The sequence below is a fragment of the Megalodesulfovibrio paquesii genome, assembly GCF_054653055.1.
The window spans coordinates 1347321-1363139 of sequence record NZ_BAAIGQ010000005.1 but is presented as its reverse complement, the minus strand read 5'-3'; the positions used below and the strand labels follow the sequence as shown (position 1 = coordinate 1363139).

The window sequence follows — 15819 nt, the reverse complement described above, 5'->3', positions numbered from 1 at the left end:
GGCACCCCCTGCAGGCAGCCGCCCAGGCCCTGCTGACCGCGTACCGGCAGGCCGGCCGCACTTCTTAAGGAGGCCTCATCATGGCGACTCTTGGCTACAAACATGGGGTATACACCCAGGAAGTGCCCACGGCCGTCCTGCCGGCCCGCAAGGTGGAGGCCGGTATTGCGGTGGTGGTGGGCACGGCCCCGGTGCACCGCGCGGCGGACGGCGTGCACGTCAACGCCCCCAAGCTTTGCTACAGCTACGCCGAAGCCGTGGCGGCCCTGGGCTGGCTGGATGGCCGGCAGACCCGGTACGGCCTCACGGAATACGCTTATGTGACCTTTGCCCTGTACAACGTCGGGCCGGTCATCTTTGTCAACGTCTTTGACCCCGCGGTGCATCGGCAGGTGCTGGACGCGCCCGTGGCCCAGGTCGTTTCCGCCGCCGGCACCCTGCAGCTGGCCCATGACGATCTGATCCCCGGCAGCCTGGTTATCAAAAGCCAGGACGGCGCGACCACATACGCCGCCGGCACGGATTACATGGTGGATGAGGCCACGGGCCTGGTGAGCCTGCTGGAGGGCGGGGCCATCGCCGCCGGGGCCACGGTGTCCGTGGCGGCCTATGCCTGGGCCGACCCGTCCGCCGTGACCGCCCAGGACATCATCGGCGGCATCGACGGGGTGACTGGCGCACGCGAGGGCCTGGAGCTGGTGGAGGCCATCTTCCCCATGTTCCGCCTGGTGCCCGGCTCCATCTGCGCGCCGGGTTACAGCCACCTGCCCGAGGTGGCCGCGGTCATGGCCGCCAAGGCCGGGAGCATCAACGGGCATTTCAAGGCCGTGGCCGTGCTGGACATGGATGCCCAGACCCTGACCCGCTACACCGACGTGCCTGCGGCCAAGGAGCTGGCCTCCCTGGCGGACCCGCAGCAGATTTGCTGCTGGCCCAAGGTGGCCCTGGGCGGCACGGTCTACCATCTGTCCTGCCACCTGGCCGCCACCATGGCCCGTGTGGACGTGGAGCACGGCGACATCCCGTACAAGAGCCCGTCCAACGAGCTTCTGCGCATGGACGCGGCCGTGGCCGGCCCGGCCGGCGCGGAAGAACCGGTCTGGCTGGGGCCGGATCAGGCCAACTACCTGAACGGCCAGGGTATCGTCACGGCGCTGAACTTCACGGGCGGCTGGCGCAGCTGGGGCAACCGCACGGCCTGCTACCCCTTCAGCACCGATCCCAAGGACGCCTTCATTCCTCTCAGACGGATGACTAACTGGAAGTCCAACCAGCTGGTGCTGACCTGGTGGCAGAAGGTGGACTACCCCATCACCAAACGACTCATCGAAACCATTGTGGATAGCGAGAACATCGCCCTCAATGGCCTGGCGGCGCGGGAAATCATCCTGGGCGGGCGGCTGGAGTTCCGGGAAGAGGAAAACCCGGTGACGGACCTGCTGGACGGCATCATCCGCTTCCACCTCATGTGGATGCCCCCGCCGCCCGCGAGGCAGATCGAGTTCCTGGTGGAACTGGACCCGTCGTATTTTGAGACCCTCTTCGTCTAAGGAGCGGACATGCCATCCATCAATAAAATCCCGGACGTCCTGCAGAACTTCCGATTGTACAAGGACGATGTAGCCTTGCTGGGCACGGCGGACATTGAACTGCCAGACCTGGAGGCCCTGACGGAGACCCTTTCCGGCTCCGGCATTGCCGGCGAGGTGGAAAGCCCGGTGGTGGGGCACTTCAAAAGCCTGGTCTGCAAGATCAAGTACCGGGTGCTGACCAAGGATTTGCTGGCCCTGGCCGCGCCCAGGGGGCACCTGCTCACGGCCCGGGGCAGCGTGCAGGAATACGATGCCGGCGGCACGGCCTTTGACAGCTACGGCATCAAGCTGGTCATGCAGGGCACGGTCAAGAAGCTGGGGGCCGGCAAGATGGAGACCGGCAAAAAGCAGGAAAATCAGGTGGAAGTGGAATGCTTTTACCTGCGGATGGTGGTGGCCGGGGAAGACCTGGTGGAAATCGACAAACTCAACTGCAAGTTCGTGGTGGAAGGGGTGGACTACCTGGCCCAGACCCGCATCCACCTCGGCATGGAGGCCTAGGCAATGAGCATCGCAGCCAAAGTCGTGGCCCAGGGCGTGCCCCTGGCCTATCCTGTGGTGTTTGACGGCAAGACCGTGGACAGCCTGACCATGCGCCGGCCCACGGTCAAGGACATGCTGGCCGTGGAATCCCTGGGCAGTGAGCAGCAGCGCGAGCTGCATCTCTTTGCCAGCCTGTGCGACGTCAATCCCGAGTGTTTGGAGCTCTTGGACCTGGCCGACTATGGCCAGCTGCAGGAGGTGTTCAGCGGTTTTTTGCGGCGTCCTGCCGCGGCCCGGACGTCGCAGCCCAGCTCCGCGCCGCCTGCCTGAGGCTGGCCGCGGCCACGGGCTGGAGCCGGGCGGAGCTCCTGGCCCTGACCCTGGAAGAACTGGCCGCCTGGCTCACGGCCCTGGCCACCCTCGACCCCATCCCCACCCGCACGTAGGACCCCATGAGCAAGCTCGCCGTCTCCCTCCTCATCGGGGCTGCCCTGGCCGGCAGCTTCGGCTCCACCCTCGGCCAGGCCAAGCGCGGCCTAGCCGGGCTGGGCAAGGAGCTGGGCGACGGGCTGGAAAAAGGTCTGGCCAAGGCCCGCCTGGGCCAGACCCTGGCCAAGGATCTGCAAGCTGCCCAGCGGCGCATCAATGAAGTGCAGGGCGCGGCCAGCCGGGCCTTGCAGCCCAACCCGCGCATCAAGACCGAACTGGCCGCGGCGCATTTGGCGTATCGCAAGGTCTCGGAAGAAGCCAAAAAGTACAACTTCACCCTGACCGACGGCGCGCGGGACGCGGCCCGGTTTGCGGCGGAGGAACGCAAGCTGGGTCAGGCCATGCAGGCCCACGCCCGCATGGGCCAAGCCCTGGCGGCCCGGGATGCGGTGACTGAACGCCGGGGCGAGTTGCGGGGGCAGATGCTGGGCGCGGTGGGCATGGGGTTGACCCTGGCCGCGCCGGTGCGGGTGGCCGCCAATTTTGAAGCATCCATGGCCAGGGTCGGTGCGGTGGGCAAGCTCGATCTGGCGGGTGAGGAGTTCAGGCGTCTGACAGCCACGGCCCGGGAGCTGGGGGCCACCACGGCCTGGAGCGCCTCGGAAGCCGCAGGTGGCATGCAGTATCTGGCCATGGCCGGATTCAAGGCCAACGACATAATTGCCGCCATGCCCGGCATGCTGGATTTGGCGACAGCCGGCAATATTGATCTGGCCCAGGCTGCGGATATCGCCTCCAATATTCTGTCCGGGTTTGGTTTGCCGGCCGAGCGGATGGGATACCTGGGCGATGTGATGACCAACACCTTCACGTCCAGTAATACCTCGCTCGCGATGCTGGGCGATACCATGAAGTATGTGGCCCCGGTGGCCAAAAGTCTCGGGGTGGGGGTAGAGACTGTGGCGGCCATGGCCGGCAAGCTGGGGGACGTGGGTATCCAGGGCTCTGAGGCTGGTACGGCAATGCGGGCCATGTACGCCCGTCTGGCCTCGCCGCCCAAGGAAGCCGCGAAAATGATGCAGCGGCTGGGCGTACATGCCAAAGATGCCAAAGGCAACCTGCGGGATATGCCGACCATCCTGGCGGAAATGAACGCCGCCATGACCAAGCGGGGCCTGGGGACGGCCCAGCGCGCGGATGTGCTTTCCACCATATTCGGCGTGGAAGCCCTGGCTGCGGCCACGGAACTGATGAACAAGTCCAGTTCCGGAGAGCTGCAGGCGTTTATCGAACAAATCAAGGAGGAAGGGGCCGCGGCCGAAGTAGCCCGCAAGCAGCAGGAAACGCTGATGGGGCAGTTTAAGGCCTTGGGGAGCGCCACGGAGTCCCTGGCGATCAGCATTGGCAATGTGCTTGCGCCGGTGGTGCGGGGGGCGACTGCGATCCTGACCAGAGCGGCCAGCGCTGTGGACACCTTTGCCAATGCGCATCCTGAACTGACCAAGGTGGTTGTGGGCGCGGTAGCAGGACTGATGGCCTTCAAGGTGGCTTCAATCGGCCTTGGCTACGCCCTGACCTTTGTCACCGGCCCCTTGCATTCGCTGCGCGCGGGCCTCGCCCTGTTGCAGACCATGCGCCTGGCCTCGGCCGCCGGGGGGCTGTCTTCCCTGACCCGAGCTGTGCCGGCGCTGGGGTCTGTCGGGGCAGCGCTCTCCGGTCTTAAGGCCGGGCTCCTGGCGCTGAGTCCTGCGCTCCTGCCGGTGCTCGCCTTGGCGGGGCTTGGGTACCTGGTCTACCAACACTGGGGACCGCTCAAGAGTTTTTTTCAGGGTGTCTGGCAAGGCCTGAAGGATGAGGCTGGTCCAGCCCTCGAGAGCGTGGGCAAGGCGCTCTCTGCTTGGGGGGAGGCCTTGGCCCCGGTCAAGAGCGCGTTTTCCAGTGTGACCAATTTCCTGGGTGATCTTTTTGGTGGACCAGCGAATATGCAGGCCTCGGAAGGAGCGCGGACCTGGGGGCAGGCCGTGGGGCAGACCCTGGGCGCAGCCATCTCGGGGTGGGTGAATCTCATCGACTGGGGTGTGTATGCGGTGTTCAGTGTCGTGCAGGGCATCCAGGATGCCTGGGCCGGAGTGGGGCGATTTTTTAGCGGGCTGGGCAAAAGTGTAACCGGCATGTGGGATTCGGCCCTGGCCAGTCTGGCAGGGGTACCCGGGAAGATTGAGACCTCACTGGGCCAGGCGCTGCAGTACCTCTCCACCCTGGACCTGTCCGGGGCCGGGCGGCGGCTGATCGATACCTTTATTTCGGGCATCACCAGTATGGGGGGGGCGGCCTATGACGCCGTCAAGGGCGTGCTGTCCAAAATTCCAAGCTTATTCAATCGATCTGATGCCAAGGAAGGGCCACTCTCCAACGTGACGCACCAGGGCGGCATGCTTGTGCGCACCCTGGGTGCCGGCATCCAGGGTGCCGGGGCCGGGCCGCTGGTGGATCCCCTGGGGCAACACCTGGGCGCGGTTGCAGCGCTCCTTGACCCCGCGTCAGGTGGTGCAATGGGGGCGGCGACTGGTGATGCGGCGGGCAGCGGCGCAGCCGTGCCGGCTGGCCCGGGAGCAGCCGGCGGGGCAGGAAGCCCCGGCGGCCTGACCATCCACTATGCCCCGCAGATCACCGTGCAGAGCTCGGGACAGGGCACGGGACAGGACGCGGCCGGAGGCCTGGCCCAGGCCCTGGCGCAAGACAAGGAGGCCCTGGCCCGGCTGATCCGGGAGCTGCTCCACCAGGAGCGGAGGCTGTCCTATGCCTAGCACCTACACCACCCAGCAGGGGGACATGTGGGACCTGGTCGCCTTCCGGCTCTGGGGCCGGGAGACGCTCTTCCATCATCTGCTGGCCGCCAACCCGGCCCACCGCGAGGCCGTGGTCTTCGGGCCGGGGGTGGTGCTCACGGTGCCCGAGCTGCCGGCCGGCACCCAACTGACCACGGCGGACACCCGCCCGCCATGGCGGCGGTAGGAGGCGGCGGTGAGCGACTTTTCCTTTTCCAAATCCGAAGGGACCACGCCTGCCACCGGCAGCCGGGAGCCGTTTTCCTTTTCGGCCTCCGAGCGGGCGGACGCCGTGCCCGTGGCCGCGCCGCAGCAGACGCCCGAAGGCAACCCTTCGGCTTCATCCACTTCTTCCACGGCGTCCACCCAAACGTCCACCCAATGGGAGGGGGCGCGGGGGAACTCAGTTCCCCCGTCCTTTCCTTCCACTTCTTTATCCCGCCACGCCGTCCTGTCCCTCATGGCCCAGGCCTCGGCATCCAAGACGGACCTGGCGGACGTCAGTCAGGACGTGGCCCCGTACTGCCTGTCCGTGACCTACACGGACAACGCCCACGGCCAGGCCGATGATCTGCAGCTGGAATTCGAGGATCGGGACCACGCCTGGGCCATGGGCTGGATGCCCGACAAGGGCGACCGCCTGCGCGCGGCCATCCAGTGCCGCAACTGGTTTGCGGACGGGGACAGCCTGGAGCTTGCCTGCGGCAGCTTCACCATCGACCAGATTGATTTGAGCGGCCCGCCGGATGTGGTCCGGGTGCGGGCCGTGTCCGCGGCGGTGGATACGCCGCTCAGGCGCGAGGCCAAAAGCCGGGCCTGGGAGCACGCATCCCTGAAGACCGTGGCCGGGGATCTGGCCACGGAACATGGGCTCGCCCTGCACTATGAGGGGGACGAATGCGCCTTTGTGCGCCTGGACCAGCGCCAGGAAAGCGACCTGGCCCTGATCAAGCGCGTGGCCGAGCGCCAGGGGCTGACGGTCAAGGTCTGCGAAGACCGGCTGGTGATCCGGTCGGCCAAAGAGGCCGACGCCCAGCCGCCCAGCCTGGCCATTGCCCGCGGGGTGACGGCCGTGAGCCGCTTCCAGTTTTCCACGCAATCCTCCGAAACCTACGGCGACGCCTCGTGCGACTACTGGGAGCCCGAGGAAAAGGCCCTCAAGTCCGCAGGCTGCGCCCCGGAACGGGCCGAAACAGACAAACAGGTGGGCCATACGCTCAAGATCAACACGCGGGTGGAGAGCCAGGCCGAGGCCGAGCGCGTGGCGGCCAACGAACTGCGCCAGGCCAATCAGAAAGAATGGACGGGCAGCCTGGACCTGATGGGCGACCCGCGCCTGTACGCCGGCCTGGTGGTGCAGGTCCAGGGCTGGGGGCGCTTTGACGGCGCCTGGATGGTGGAGACGGCCACGCACACCCTGAACCGATCCGCCGGCTACACCACCTCCATCTCCATCCGCAAAACGCTCAACTATTGAGGCTATCATGCTGGGCACCTTGATGGACGCATTGCACCGCCAGCGGGGCGAGACCAACCACGTCATCCGCATTGGTCTGGTGGTGGGCCTGGAGCCGGCCCGGCACCGGGTGCGGGTGCAGATGCAGGATCAGGACGGCCTGGTCACGCACACCGTGCCCGTGCTCTGCCGCAAGGCCACGGCGGACCAGGACGCCTGGCTGCCCGACGTGGGCGACCAGGGCGTGATCCTGTCCCTGCCGTATGGCCAGGAACAGGGCGTCTACCTGGGCTCCATCTTTTCCGGGCCGGACCCGGTGCCGGCCCTGGCCGCGGCGGGCGGGGCGGACGTCCAGGAACGGGCCTTCAAGGACGGTTCAAGAACCGGGTATGACCGCCGGTCCCACCGGCTGTTTCGGCACGTCCAGGGTGCTGCGGAGGGTGGCGGTATTGACGAGCAGCTGCAGGGCGACCTGTGCACCCTGCGCATTGTTGAAGGAAACCTGCTCATCAAATTGAAGGAAGAAAAACAGCTGCCCACGGAACCGCCGGAACCACCGGCAGCCGAGGACTGGCGGGCGCTCAAGGGCGAGGGCTACGTGGTGATCGAGGCCCCGCGGATGATCGTCCTGAACGCCCCGCAGGTGCTGATCATGGGGGCCATGTCCCAGGCCGCCTTTCGCAAAGATTTGCTGGAGGAAGGCATCTGGTCGGAAAAGATTGATGACGGCGGGGGTGGGCAATGAACGTCGGCAGCCTGGGCAGCGTGGCCTTTGAGGTTTCCAGCGAGACCATCCGCACCTGGGAAGCCTGTTCCCGGGAACGCAAGGTGCAGTTTGCCGAGCATGCCGTGGTGGACGGCAAGGCCCGGCTGCAGTGGCTGGGCTACGGCCTGGAAACGTCCCGGCTGGACATCCTGCTCTGCGCCCCCTGGTGCGACCCCGCCGAGGAGCTGCAACACCTGCGCGGCCTGCAGGACGGCGGCGCGCCGCACTATCTGGTGCTGGGGGGCGAGCTGTGGGGGCGCTATGTCCTGGAGAGCCTGTCCGAGACCCGCCTGCGCACGGATGGCCGGGGCCGCCCTCAGGTGCTGCGGGTGAACCTGTCTCTGAAGGAACACCATTAAGATGGGCATGGAAACGACGCTTATCCTGCGCAGCCGGCCCGAGGCGCTGCTCATCGGGGCCACGGGCGTGGAAGATATCATGCAGTGCGTGCAGCTGATCATCCTGACCCATCTGGGCAGCGTGGTCCTGGACCGCACCTTTGCCGGGGACGGCAGCTACATCGACCAGCCCGGCCCCATGGGCGCGGCGCGGGCCATGGCCAGCCTGGCAGAGGCCATCGAGCGCCATGAACCGCGGGTGCGGGTCAAACGCATCGAGCTGCCCGCGGACCAGGCCGCCAATGCTGACGGCGCGTTTTTTCCCGTGGTCACCATCACCATCAAGGCAGGGGCGCTATGAGCGAGCTCATGTTCGTGGATACGGACCCCAGCCGGGTGCAGGCCGAGGTCATGGCCGCCTATGAACTGGCCGCGGGCAAGACGCTCTATCCCGGCGACCCCGTGCGCCTGTTCCTGGAGAGCGTGGCCTACACCCTGTCGCACCAGCGCTTTTTGATCGACTGGACGGCCAAGCAGAATCTGGTCCGGTACGCCTCGGGGCCGTACCTGGACGCCCTGGGCGAGCTGCTGCAGACGGTGCGCCTGCCGTCCCAGCCGGCCCGGACCACCCTGCGCTACAGCCTGGTGGCTCCCCTGGAATGGGCCGTGGCCGTGCCGGCGGGGGCGCGGGCCGTGGCCGGCAATGGCGCGGATGCGGCCGTGTTTGTGCTGGCCGAAACGCTGGTCATCGCCCCCGGCCAGCTGGCCGCCGAAGGCGTGGCCACCTGCAGCGCGGCCGGCGCGGTGGGCAACGGCTTTGTGCCGGGGCAGATCAACAAGATGGTGGAACCCATCGCCTACGTGGACCGCGTGGCCAACGTCACCCCGTCCTACGGCGGCTGCGATGGCGAGTCTGACGACCATTTCCGGGTCCGCGTCCAGCTGGCCCCGGAGGCCCTGGGCATCTGCGGCCCGGCCGAGGCCTACCGCTACCACGCCCTGTCCGCTCACCAGGGGGTGACGGACGTGGCCGTGGTCTCGCCCTCGCCGGGCCAGGTGGACGTCTATCCCCTGTGCGGCGGGGCGCTGCCCGCGGCCGAGGTCATCGCGGCCATTGCCGCGGCCCTGAACCGTGAGGACGTCCGGCCGCTGACGGACATCGTCCAGGTGTGCACGCCCGTGGCCGTGGCCTATGGCGTGGCGGCCACCTGGTGGCTGGACCCGGCCCAGGCGGCCCAGGCCGGGACCATCACGGCCCGCGTGGCCCAGGCGGCCCAGGAGTACGTCACCTGGCAGGCTGCGAAGCTTGGGCGGGACCTGAACCCCAGCCGCTTGACGGCGCTCTTGATGGACGCCGGGGCCACGCGGGTGGAGGTGACCAGTCCCGCCCCCCGCGCCCTGGCCGCCTGGGAGGTGGCCCAGGTGGATGAGATGCAAGTGGTCTTCGGAGGGATGGAAGCATGACGCCTGCCGTCAAGACCTCCATCAGAGAGTTGGCCCTTGCGGACCTGCTGCCCGGCTCCATCGCCGCGGACCCGACCATCCAGACCTCGGCCGCGGCCGTGCAGGGCGAGCTGGCCGGGGTGACTGCGGCCATTGACCTGCTGGACATTTATGCGGACCTGTCCGGCTATGCCCAGCGCCTGGGCGGCCAGGTCCTCGACGCCGTGGCCTGGGGCTGGCACGTGGATTTGTATGACCTGCTGGAGTCCACCCCGGAACGCCTGGAGGTCACGCGGCGGTTTGTGGAATTCCACCGCCTCAAGGGCACCAAGGCCGGCCTGGCCCTCTATTTCCGCACCTTCCTGAAACGTAACTTGCTCGCCGCCTCGCCGCCCACCAAGAGCTATCTGGGCGGCAGCCTGACGGCGGACGAGCGGGCCGCCTGGCTGGCCCCGCATCCGGAAGTGCGGGTCTACCCGTACCGGCATGCCGGGGTGGCCGTGGGGGCGCATGTGGGGGACACGTTCGGATATGGCCGGGCGCGGTTCCTGGCGCGGGGCGATGCCCTGTTGCGCATCGGCGATCAGGTGACGCTGTATGATCCCAAAACGGCACGGGAAACGCCCCTGCACAGCCTGCAGACCGAGCGCCAGCGCCTGGAGCGCCAGGCCACGCGCACGGTGCAGGTGGCCTTGCCGGGCGATGCCGGGCGCGGAGACAGCCGTGGCCGCGCCGTCATGTGCGGCGGGCTGCTCCATGGCTTCCTGGCAAACTTGGACGCCGCATCACGCTACTACCTGCTGGAGCAGGCCGCGCCGTATGCCGATGAGCTGGACCGCCGCCGGGCGCTGGCCGTGCAGCCCTCCCTGGAGCCCGTGCGGGTGGGCTACGAGCTGGTGGCCCAGCCCGGCCACCGCAGCCAGGTGGTCTTCCTGGGCAATCGCTGGACAGACGTCTTTCCCGACAAGGGCGGGGCCTGCCTGGCCAGGTGCTTTCCCCACGCCAGCCGCGCCGCGGACCGCATCTACCGGCGCACCAGGCTCTTCGACCCGGCCCGCAACGCCTTCCCGGCCCGCGACGCCTCCCTGTTCCTGGGGGCCTTCCGCCTGGGCGGCTTCCCGGCGCATCACGGGGAGGCCGCCGTGGACCTGCTCCGGCCGCAGTCCCGCCACGTGGCCTTTGTGGGCCGCCATTTTTCCGGCCGGCGCTTCCTGGCCACCGTGGACGCCCAGGGCTGGATTGACCGCATGCGCCGCGTGGGCCGCGAGGCCGTGCGCCTCTCGGACAAAATTGACGTCCGTATCACCAACCGCCGCACCGTGACCTGCAGCGCCAGCCTCAAGGCCGGCGCGACGGTGGTGGGCGAGCGACAACTGGAGGTTGTCTAACATGCCATCCCGATTCGTTGTCTTCCGGGACCGCCAGGAGTTCCAGGCCGCTGATTTGAATAACACCCAGACCTTCATGGATGAGATGCACCAGCATCTGGTCATGGACGCCATCACCGCCGAGCGCATGTTCGTCGGGCTGACCGTTTCCAAGAAGAGCGCCACGGAGCTGGACATGGCCGCCGGCCGCCTCTGGGACGGCCAGGCCGGCATCATCTACCGCAAGGATCAGGCCGAGACCATCAGCATTTTCAGCCACCTGCCCCTGCAGGATTCCCGCTGGCTGACCCTGTCCGTCATCGGCCAGGAGGTGGAAACCGACCTGCAGCCGCGGGATTTCCTCATCGATCTGCAAAGCGGCCAGACCGAGCCCAGCGTGGTGGCCATGGAGCGCGCCCGGACCATCGCCGTGCTGGTCACGCCGGGCCTGGAGTCCACGGACCCGCAGCAGCCCGTGGCGCCCATGGGCTACACCGAGGTGGCCGCCGTGCTCCTCACTGTCTCGGGCATTCAGGAGGTGCGCATTGCGGACAACACCCGGCTCATGCGCCTCTTCGACGTCTGGCAGAGCACGTTGGCCAACGCCGCCTGGATTGCCGAGGCCGGCCCCAAACTGGCCGCCATCATGAGCGACCTGGCCGCCCTGGCCGCCCTGATCAAGAGCCAGTCCACCAGCCCCCTGCTGGCCCAGCTGGCCGCCGAAGTGGCCGTGATCCGGGACAAGCTGGCGCTCCCGGCCACGTTCATGGAGTATGAGGCGGATAATTTCCTGGTCAAGGACGAATCCGACACCACCAATCCCGAGTTCCACGCCCTGGTGCAGATGGGGGCGCGCTTCCCCTGGGCCGGGGAAACCGAGATGCAGCTGGCCCCCTTCAACCCCAACGATACGAGCGTCAAGGACCACAACGGCCTGATCCTGCCGGCCTACGAGGTGGTGCCCCGCGTGCAGCTGACGGGCCAATCCGGCAGCCTGGCGCTCAGCCAGTACCAGTTCCAGACCGTGACCACCCGCCAGTGCACGCGCACCCGGCGGCGCATCGAGTACTCGCCCACGTGGCAATCTTGTACCAATGGTCAGTACTGGGCCGAGGTGGATCAGGCGCGGGTGGTCGAAGAGGTCTTTGAAGGCGCGGTGCCCGCGGGCGTCACCCTGGGCGATGCCACCTACATGGAGGCCTGGGGCGCGGGCGGCGCGCCGGGCCATGAGCTGACCCAGGGCCGGCAGGTCTGGGTGCACACCTGGCAGGAGCAGTACACGGTCATCGATTCGGTGACCGAAAGCGTCAACGGCTCGACCAACGCCCAGACCTTCCTGAACAGCTCCAACGGCTGGCTGACCGGCGTGGGCCTGACCTTCACGGCCAAGGCCTCCACCGGCCCGGTCTATCTCTATCTGATGGACACCCTGAACGGCCTGCCCAACCACCACCGGACCATCGGCCGGGCCGTGGTCCAGCCCGAGGCCATCAAGCTCGGCAGCGAGACGCGTTTCGAGTTCGCCGAACCCGTGTACCTGCAAAACGGCCGGCGCTACGCCCTGGTGCTGGTCACCGGCGGCAACCATTATGTGGCCCTGGTCTCGGGCACCCAGTACAGCCAAGGCACGCTGTTTTATTCCACCGATGGCGAATACTTCCAGGGCGACTTCACCAAGGATCTGATGTTCTCCTTGTATTATGCCCAGTTCAAGAACCCGCGCACGGTGCTGGACCTGACCCCGGTCTCCCTGTCCGACGGCATCGCCGTCTTTTCCTTGCTGCACGAGGCCATCGTGCCCGACGCCACGGACCTGACCCTGGAATACCAGGCCAGCGGTAGTGCCGAATGGGTGCGCCTGGTGGACGGCACCACCGACGGCCTCTTGGGCCTGCCGGCCATGTGCCGGCTGCGGGCCGTGTTCAATGGCTCTTCCGACGTCATGCCGGCCTTGGGCTGCTCCGGCAGCAAGCTGCGGGCCAGGCGCGCCGGGACCTCCTTCCGGCACATTTCCACCGAACGGGCGCTGACCCAACCCAGCGCGGAAATCCAGGTCATCCTGCGTCTGGAGGGTTGGGACGCGGCCAAGCACACCTGCGAGGTCAAACTGCGCAGTGGCGCGGAAACCTACACCGGCACGGTGCAGGATCAGGCCCTGGACGCCACCACCATCCGCCGCACCGTGACCTTCACCCCCACCTCTCCGGAAGTCCCGGACGGCATCGCCTCCTACAAGATCCAGATCGAAGGCACCACCACCACGCCCCTGAGCTGCTTCCACGTGGCCCAGCGCATGGACGTGGCGCTGTAGGAGGCCGCAATGACGCTGGACCTGGAAAAATTCGTCTTCATCGACGGCAAGACGCCCCTCAGTGCCGAGGAACTGAACCGGCGCTTTTACAGCCTGGTCCGCCGGCTCCATGAGCTGGAGCAGCTCAAGGTGGACTGGGAGGCCGCCGTGGCCGAGCTGCAAAACGCCGGCCTGGAACGCATCAACTCCGCCGTCATCCCCCTGGTGGACGATCTGGCCGCGGACCTGGACGCCCTCATCGAGGTGGGCAACGCCAACCTGGAGGCCTGGAACGGCACCGTGACCGATTCCCTGGCCGCCTGGGGCGCGGCCGTGGACGCCAAGCTGGCCGAGGTGGACGCCGCCCAGGCCCAGCTGACGGCGGACCTGGCCGCGGCCATTGCCCAGGCCCAGGCCGATGTGGCCGCCTGCGTGGACCAGGCCCGGCAGGACGTGGCCGTCGCCGTGGCCACTGCCGAAGCCGCCGCCACGGCACTGGCCGCCATCCTGCCCGCCGGCGCGGTGCTGGCCTTCGCCATGGCCGCCGCGCCGGCGGGCTGGCTCAAATGCAACGGCGCGGCCATCAGCCGCACCACCTATGCCGCCCTGTTCGCGGCCATCGGCACGGTATTCGGCGCGGGCGACGGCTCCACCACCTTCAATCTGCCGGACCTGCGCGGCGAGTTCGTGCGCGGCTGGGATGACGGGCGCGGGGCCGACGCCGGGCGCACGCTGGGCAGCGCCCAGGCCTCGGCCAACCTCTCGCACTCCCATGGAGTGAATGATCCATCACACCGGCACACCACCAACTACAGCGGCTACAACCCCGGCAGCACCCCCGCCAACCAGGTGATGACCAGCGTCGGCAACTATTTGTTCGGCGTCAACAGTGTCAGCGAATTCAGCGTCACCGGCATCTCCATTGCGGCCAACGGCGCGTCCGAGGCCAGGCCCCGCAACATCGCGCTGCTGTACTGCGTGAAATACTGAGGAAACGGCACAAAAGAAACGGCTCTCGGGGGAACACCGTCCCCCCGAACCCCCCGGATAGGGGGGGAAGGAAAGGCAAGTGTTGTGCGTGAACCCATAGTTGGAAGGGGTTTGGGGAAACTCAGTTTCCCCAAGAAACTCTTAAAAAGGAGCCTCTTGTGATCGTGTACCAATTAGACGCCGCCGGCTACTACCTCGGCGAGGCGGTGGCCGACGAATCGCCCCTGGAGCCTGGCGTATGGCTCATCCCGGCCGGCTGTGTGGAAACACCCCCGCCGGCCATCCCTGAGGGCCAGCGGGCGCGCTGGGAGGCCGGGGAAGCCGGGGAGAATGGGGAGGCCGGCGGGGCCTGGATCCTGGAGGCCATTCCAGAGCCGGAGCCAGAGCCCGACACGACCGAGCCCGAACCCATGGACCGCTCGCGCATCCTGACGCGGGTCGAATTCATCCGCCGCCTGTCGCCCCAGGAATGGGCCACGGCCAAAACCAGCAGCCTCCCGGAAGTGATGTACTTCACGGACCTGGTTCTAGCGGCCGCGGAAATCGACCTGGACGACGCCCAAACCCAGGCCGGCCTGGCTGTGGCCGTACAGGCCGGGGTGCTGACCAGCGAGCGGGCCGCACAGGTGCTGGCATGAGGTGAGATGAGTTGCGGGCGTTAACAGCGCGTTAACGCCCGCCAAAACGGAGGCGCAGGCGGGGTGGTGACACACCCCACCGGCCCGGTGCGACAACACCGGACCACGGCCGAGGCCGCTGCGCCATGCGGAGTCCAGAGCGTACCCCCGGACGCCGCATGGGTAGCAGGCCCAAGGCCCAACAATCAAGCAGGGATATGGACCAAATCCGATGCGGACAGTGCAATAAACTCTTGGCCAAAGGCGAAGCCCTGAACCTCGCCATCAAATGCCCCCGCTGCGGGGCCATGAATCACGTGCGGGCCGCGAGCCCCAGGCAAGAGGCCCGAGAGGCTCCAACGGGAGCAGGCAAGTGCGGATGATCTTTGACAATGGCAAAGTGTTTCAAGGAGAGGCGGTCACGGTGTTGCGGGACCTGCCGGCGGCCTCGGTGGATGCCGTGGTGACAGACCCGCCGTATTCCAGCGGCGGCACCCATGCGAGCGCCCGGCGGCGTGATCCGGCGACGAAATATCAAAACACCGGGACTGCCAAGAGCTACCCAGCCATGCTGGGCGACAGCAAAGACCAGCGCAGTTACGCCCTGTGGGCCACGCTCTGGCTGGCAGAGTGCTGGCGCATCGCCCGGCCTGGCGCACCCTTGCTTATGTTCACGGACTGGCGGCAACTGCCCCTGGCCTCGGACGTGGTCCAGGCCGCGGGTTGGGAATGGCGCGGCCTGGTTATCTGGCACAAACCCAGCGCCCGCCCCATGCTCGGGGAGTTCAGACGGGACGCCGAATATGTGGTGTATGCGGTCAAGCCGCCGTTTCAGCGGGTGCACGATCGCTGCCTGCCCGGCATCTTCCGCCACGCGGTCAACACCGCCGCCAAGGTGCACCTGACCAGCAAACCCATCCCGCTCATCAAGGATCTGCTAGCTGTAACGCCCGAGGGCGGCACCGTCCTGGACCCGTTCCTGGGCGGCGGCACCACGGCCCTGGCCTGCATCGAGACCGGCAGGCAGTTCGTGGGCGTGGAGCTGTCACCAGAGTACGCAGCCCTGGCGGCAGACCGGATCAGACAGGCGGAAGAGGGGATGGGAAACTGAGCAAACACCATGCCGTGCATAATCCATCCCGCAACAGGAGGTGATAAAAGCACGTGCAGGTTGTGATAAAAGCAATCGCTGGCGTACAGCAGAGGTCTTATGTAGTGTG

Annotated in this window: 16 protein-coding genes; all 16 read left to right on the top strand. The window is 67.2% G+C overall.

What is annotated here, in order from left to right:
- Positions 1 to 80 precede the first annotated feature (80 nt).
- The 16 genes from ACYQ00_RS12775 (at position 81) to ACYQ00_RS12700 (ending at position 15710) form a co-directional block, all read left to right on the top strand.
- On the top strand, positions 81 to 1550 hold the full coding sequence (locus ACYQ00_RS12775) for a phage tail sheath family protein (RefSeq protein ID WP_460032484.1): 1470 nt from the start codon (positions 81 to 83) through the stop codon (positions 1548 to 1550).
- Between the two features lie 9 nt (positions 1551 to 1559).
- The gene (locus tag ACYQ00_RS12770) at positions 1560 to 2093 is read left to right on the top strand and encodes a phage major tail tube protein (RefSeq protein ID WP_460032483.1); all 534 of its coding nucleotides are present in this window, start codon (positions 1560 to 1562) and stop codon (positions 2091 to 2093) included.
- Between the two features lie 3 nt (positions 2094 to 2096).
- Positions 2097 to 2405 (top strand): phage tail assembly protein, encoded by a 309-nt coding sequence (locus ACYQ00_RS12765; RefSeq protein WP_460032482.1) that lies wholly within the window; start codon positions 2097 to 2099, stop codon positions 2403 to 2405.
- A 122-nt stretch (positions 2406 to 2527) separates the two neighbouring features.
- The gene (locus tag ACYQ00_RS12760) at positions 2528 to 5311 is read left to right on the top strand and encodes a phage tail tape measure protein (RefSeq protein WP_460032481.1); all 2784 of its coding nucleotides are present in this window, start codon (positions 2528 to 2530) and stop codon (positions 5309 to 5311) included.
- Complete coding sequence (locus ACYQ00_RS12755; RefSeq protein ID WP_460032480.1) at positions 5304 to 5519, top strand: tail protein X; 216 nt, start codon at positions 5304 to 5306, stop codon at positions 5517 to 5519. The genes ACYQ00_RS12760 and ACYQ00_RS12755 overlap by 8 nt, the downstream gene beginning before the upstream one ends.
- Before the next feature lie 9 nt (positions 5520 to 5528).
- The gene (locus tag ACYQ00_RS12750) at positions 5529 to 6809 is read left to right on the top strand and encodes a phage late control D family protein (RefSeq protein WP_460032479.1); all 1281 of its coding nucleotides are present in this window, start codon (positions 5529 to 5531) and stop codon (positions 6807 to 6809) included.
- A gap of 7 nt (positions 6810 to 6816) precedes the next feature.
- Positions 6817 to 7533, top strand: a complete 717-nt coding sequence (locus ACYQ00_RS12745) for a phage baseplate assembly protein V (RefSeq protein WP_460032478.1) — start codon at positions 6817 to 6819, stop codon at positions 7531 to 7533.
- On the top strand, positions 7530 to 7913 hold the full coding sequence (locus ACYQ00_RS12740) for a phage tail protein (RefSeq protein WP_460032477.1): 384 nt from the start codon (positions 7530 to 7532) through the stop codon (positions 7911 to 7913). Before ACYQ00_RS12745 ends, ACYQ00_RS12740 begins: the two co-directional genes overlap by 4 nt.
- Before the next feature lies 1 nt (position 7914).
- A complete protein-coding gene (locus ACYQ00_RS12735; protein ID WP_460032476.1) occupies positions 7915 to 8253 on the top strand; it encodes a GPW/gp25 family protein in 339 nt (112 codons plus the stop codon).
- A complete protein-coding gene (locus ACYQ00_RS12730; RefSeq protein WP_460032475.1) occupies positions 8250 to 9356 on the top strand; it encodes a baseplate assembly protein in 1107 nt (368 codons plus the stop codon). Before ACYQ00_RS12735 ends, ACYQ00_RS12730 begins: the two co-directional genes overlap by 4 nt.
- A complete protein-coding gene (locus tag ACYQ00_RS12725) occupies positions 9353 to 10723 on the top strand; it encodes a phage tail protein (RefSeq protein WP_460032474.1) in 1371 nt (456 codons plus the stop codon). The genes ACYQ00_RS12730 and ACYQ00_RS12725 overlap by 4 nt, the downstream gene beginning before the upstream one ends.
- Position 10724: 1 nt before the next feature.
- Positions 10725 to 13013: a hypothetical protein gene (locus ACYQ00_RS12720; protein ID WP_460032473.1), complete on the top strand. Its 2289-nt coding sequence runs from the start codon at positions 10725 to 10727 to the stop codon at positions 13011 to 13013.
- Positions 13014 to 13022: 9 nt separating this feature from the next.
- A complete protein-coding gene (locus tag ACYQ00_RS12715; protein ID WP_460032472.1) occupies positions 13023 to 13982 on the top strand; it encodes a tail fiber protein in 960 nt (319 codons plus the stop codon).
- A gap of 158 nt (positions 13983 to 14140) precedes the next feature.
- A complete protein-coding gene (locus ACYQ00_RS12710) occupies positions 14141 to 14620 on the top strand; it encodes a hypothetical protein (protein WP_460032471.1) in 480 nt (159 codons plus the stop codon).
- 125 nt (positions 14621 to 14745) lie between these two features.
- Positions 14746 to 14982 carry a Com family DNA-binding transcriptional regulator gene (locus ACYQ00_RS12705; RefSeq protein ID WP_460032470.1) on the top strand — a complete coding sequence of 79 codons (237 nt, stop codon included), beginning with the start codon at positions 14746 to 14748 and terminating at the stop codon, positions 14980 to 14982.
- The gene (locus ACYQ00_RS12700; RefSeq protein ID WP_460032469.1) at positions 14979 to 15710 is read left to right on the top strand and encodes a DNA-methyltransferase; all 732 of its coding nucleotides are present in this window, start codon (positions 14979 to 14981) and stop codon (positions 15708 to 15710) included. The genes ACYQ00_RS12705 and ACYQ00_RS12700 overlap by 4 nt, the downstream gene beginning before the upstream one ends.
- Positions 15711 to 15819: the final 109 nt, after the last annotated feature.

Excerpts from the sequence above, each read along its gene's own strand:
- ACYQ00_RS12775 (WP_460032484.1), top strand. The coding sequence starts at position 81 with ATGGCGACTCTTGGCTACAAACATGGGGTATACACCCAGGAAGTGCCC.
- ACYQ00_RS12770 (WP_460032483.1), top strand. The coding sequence starts at position 1,560 with ATGCCATCCATCAATAAAATCCCGGACGTCCTGCAGAACTTCCGATTG.
- ACYQ00_RS12765 (WP_460032482.1), top strand. The coding sequence starts at position 2,097 with ATGAGCATCGCAGCCAAAGTCGTGGCCCAGGGCGTGCCCCTGGCCTAT.
- ACYQ00_RS12760 (WP_460032481.1), top strand. The coding sequence starts at position 2,528 with ATGAGCAAGCTCGCCGTCTCCCTCCTCATCGGGGCTGCCCTGGCCGGC.
- ACYQ00_RS12755 (WP_460032480.1), top strand. The coding sequence starts at position 5,304 with ATGCCTAGCACCTACACCACCCAGCAGGGGGACATGTGGGACCTGGTC.
- ACYQ00_RS12745 (WP_460032478.1), top strand. The coding sequence starts at position 6,817 with ATGCTGGGCACCTTGATGGACGCATTGCACCGCCAGCGGGGCGAGACC.
- ACYQ00_RS12740 (WP_460032477.1), top strand. The coding sequence starts at position 7,530 with ATGAACGTCGGCAGCCTGGGCAGCGTGGCCTTTGAGGTTTCCAGCGAG.
- ACYQ00_RS12735 (WP_460032476.1), top strand. The coding sequence starts at position 7,915 with ATGGGCATGGAAACGACGCTTATCCTGCGCAGCCGGCCCGAGGCGCTG.
- ACYQ00_RS12730 (WP_460032475.1), top strand. The coding sequence starts at position 8,250 with ATGAGCGAGCTCATGTTCGTGGATACGGACCCCAGCCGGGTGCAGGCC.
- ACYQ00_RS12725 (WP_460032474.1), top strand. The coding sequence starts at position 9,353 with ATGACGCCTGCCGTCAAGACCTCCATCAGAGAGTTGGCCCTTGCGGAC.
- ACYQ00_RS12720 (WP_460032473.1), top strand. The coding sequence starts at position 10,725 with ATGCCATCCCGATTCGTTGTCTTCCGGGACCGCCAGGAGTTCCAGGCC.
- ACYQ00_RS12715 (WP_460032472.1), top strand. The coding sequence starts at position 13,023 with ATGACGCTGGACCTGGAAAAATTCGTCTTCATCGACGGCAAGACGCCC.
- ACYQ00_RS12705 (WP_460032470.1), top strand. The coding sequence starts at position 14,746 with ATGCGGAGTCCAGAGCGTACCCCCGGACGCCGCATGGGTAGCAGGCCC.
- ACYQ00_RS12700 (WP_460032469.1), top strand. The coding sequence starts at position 14,979 with ATGATCTTTGACAATGGCAAAGTGTTTCAAGGAGAGGCGGTCACGGTG.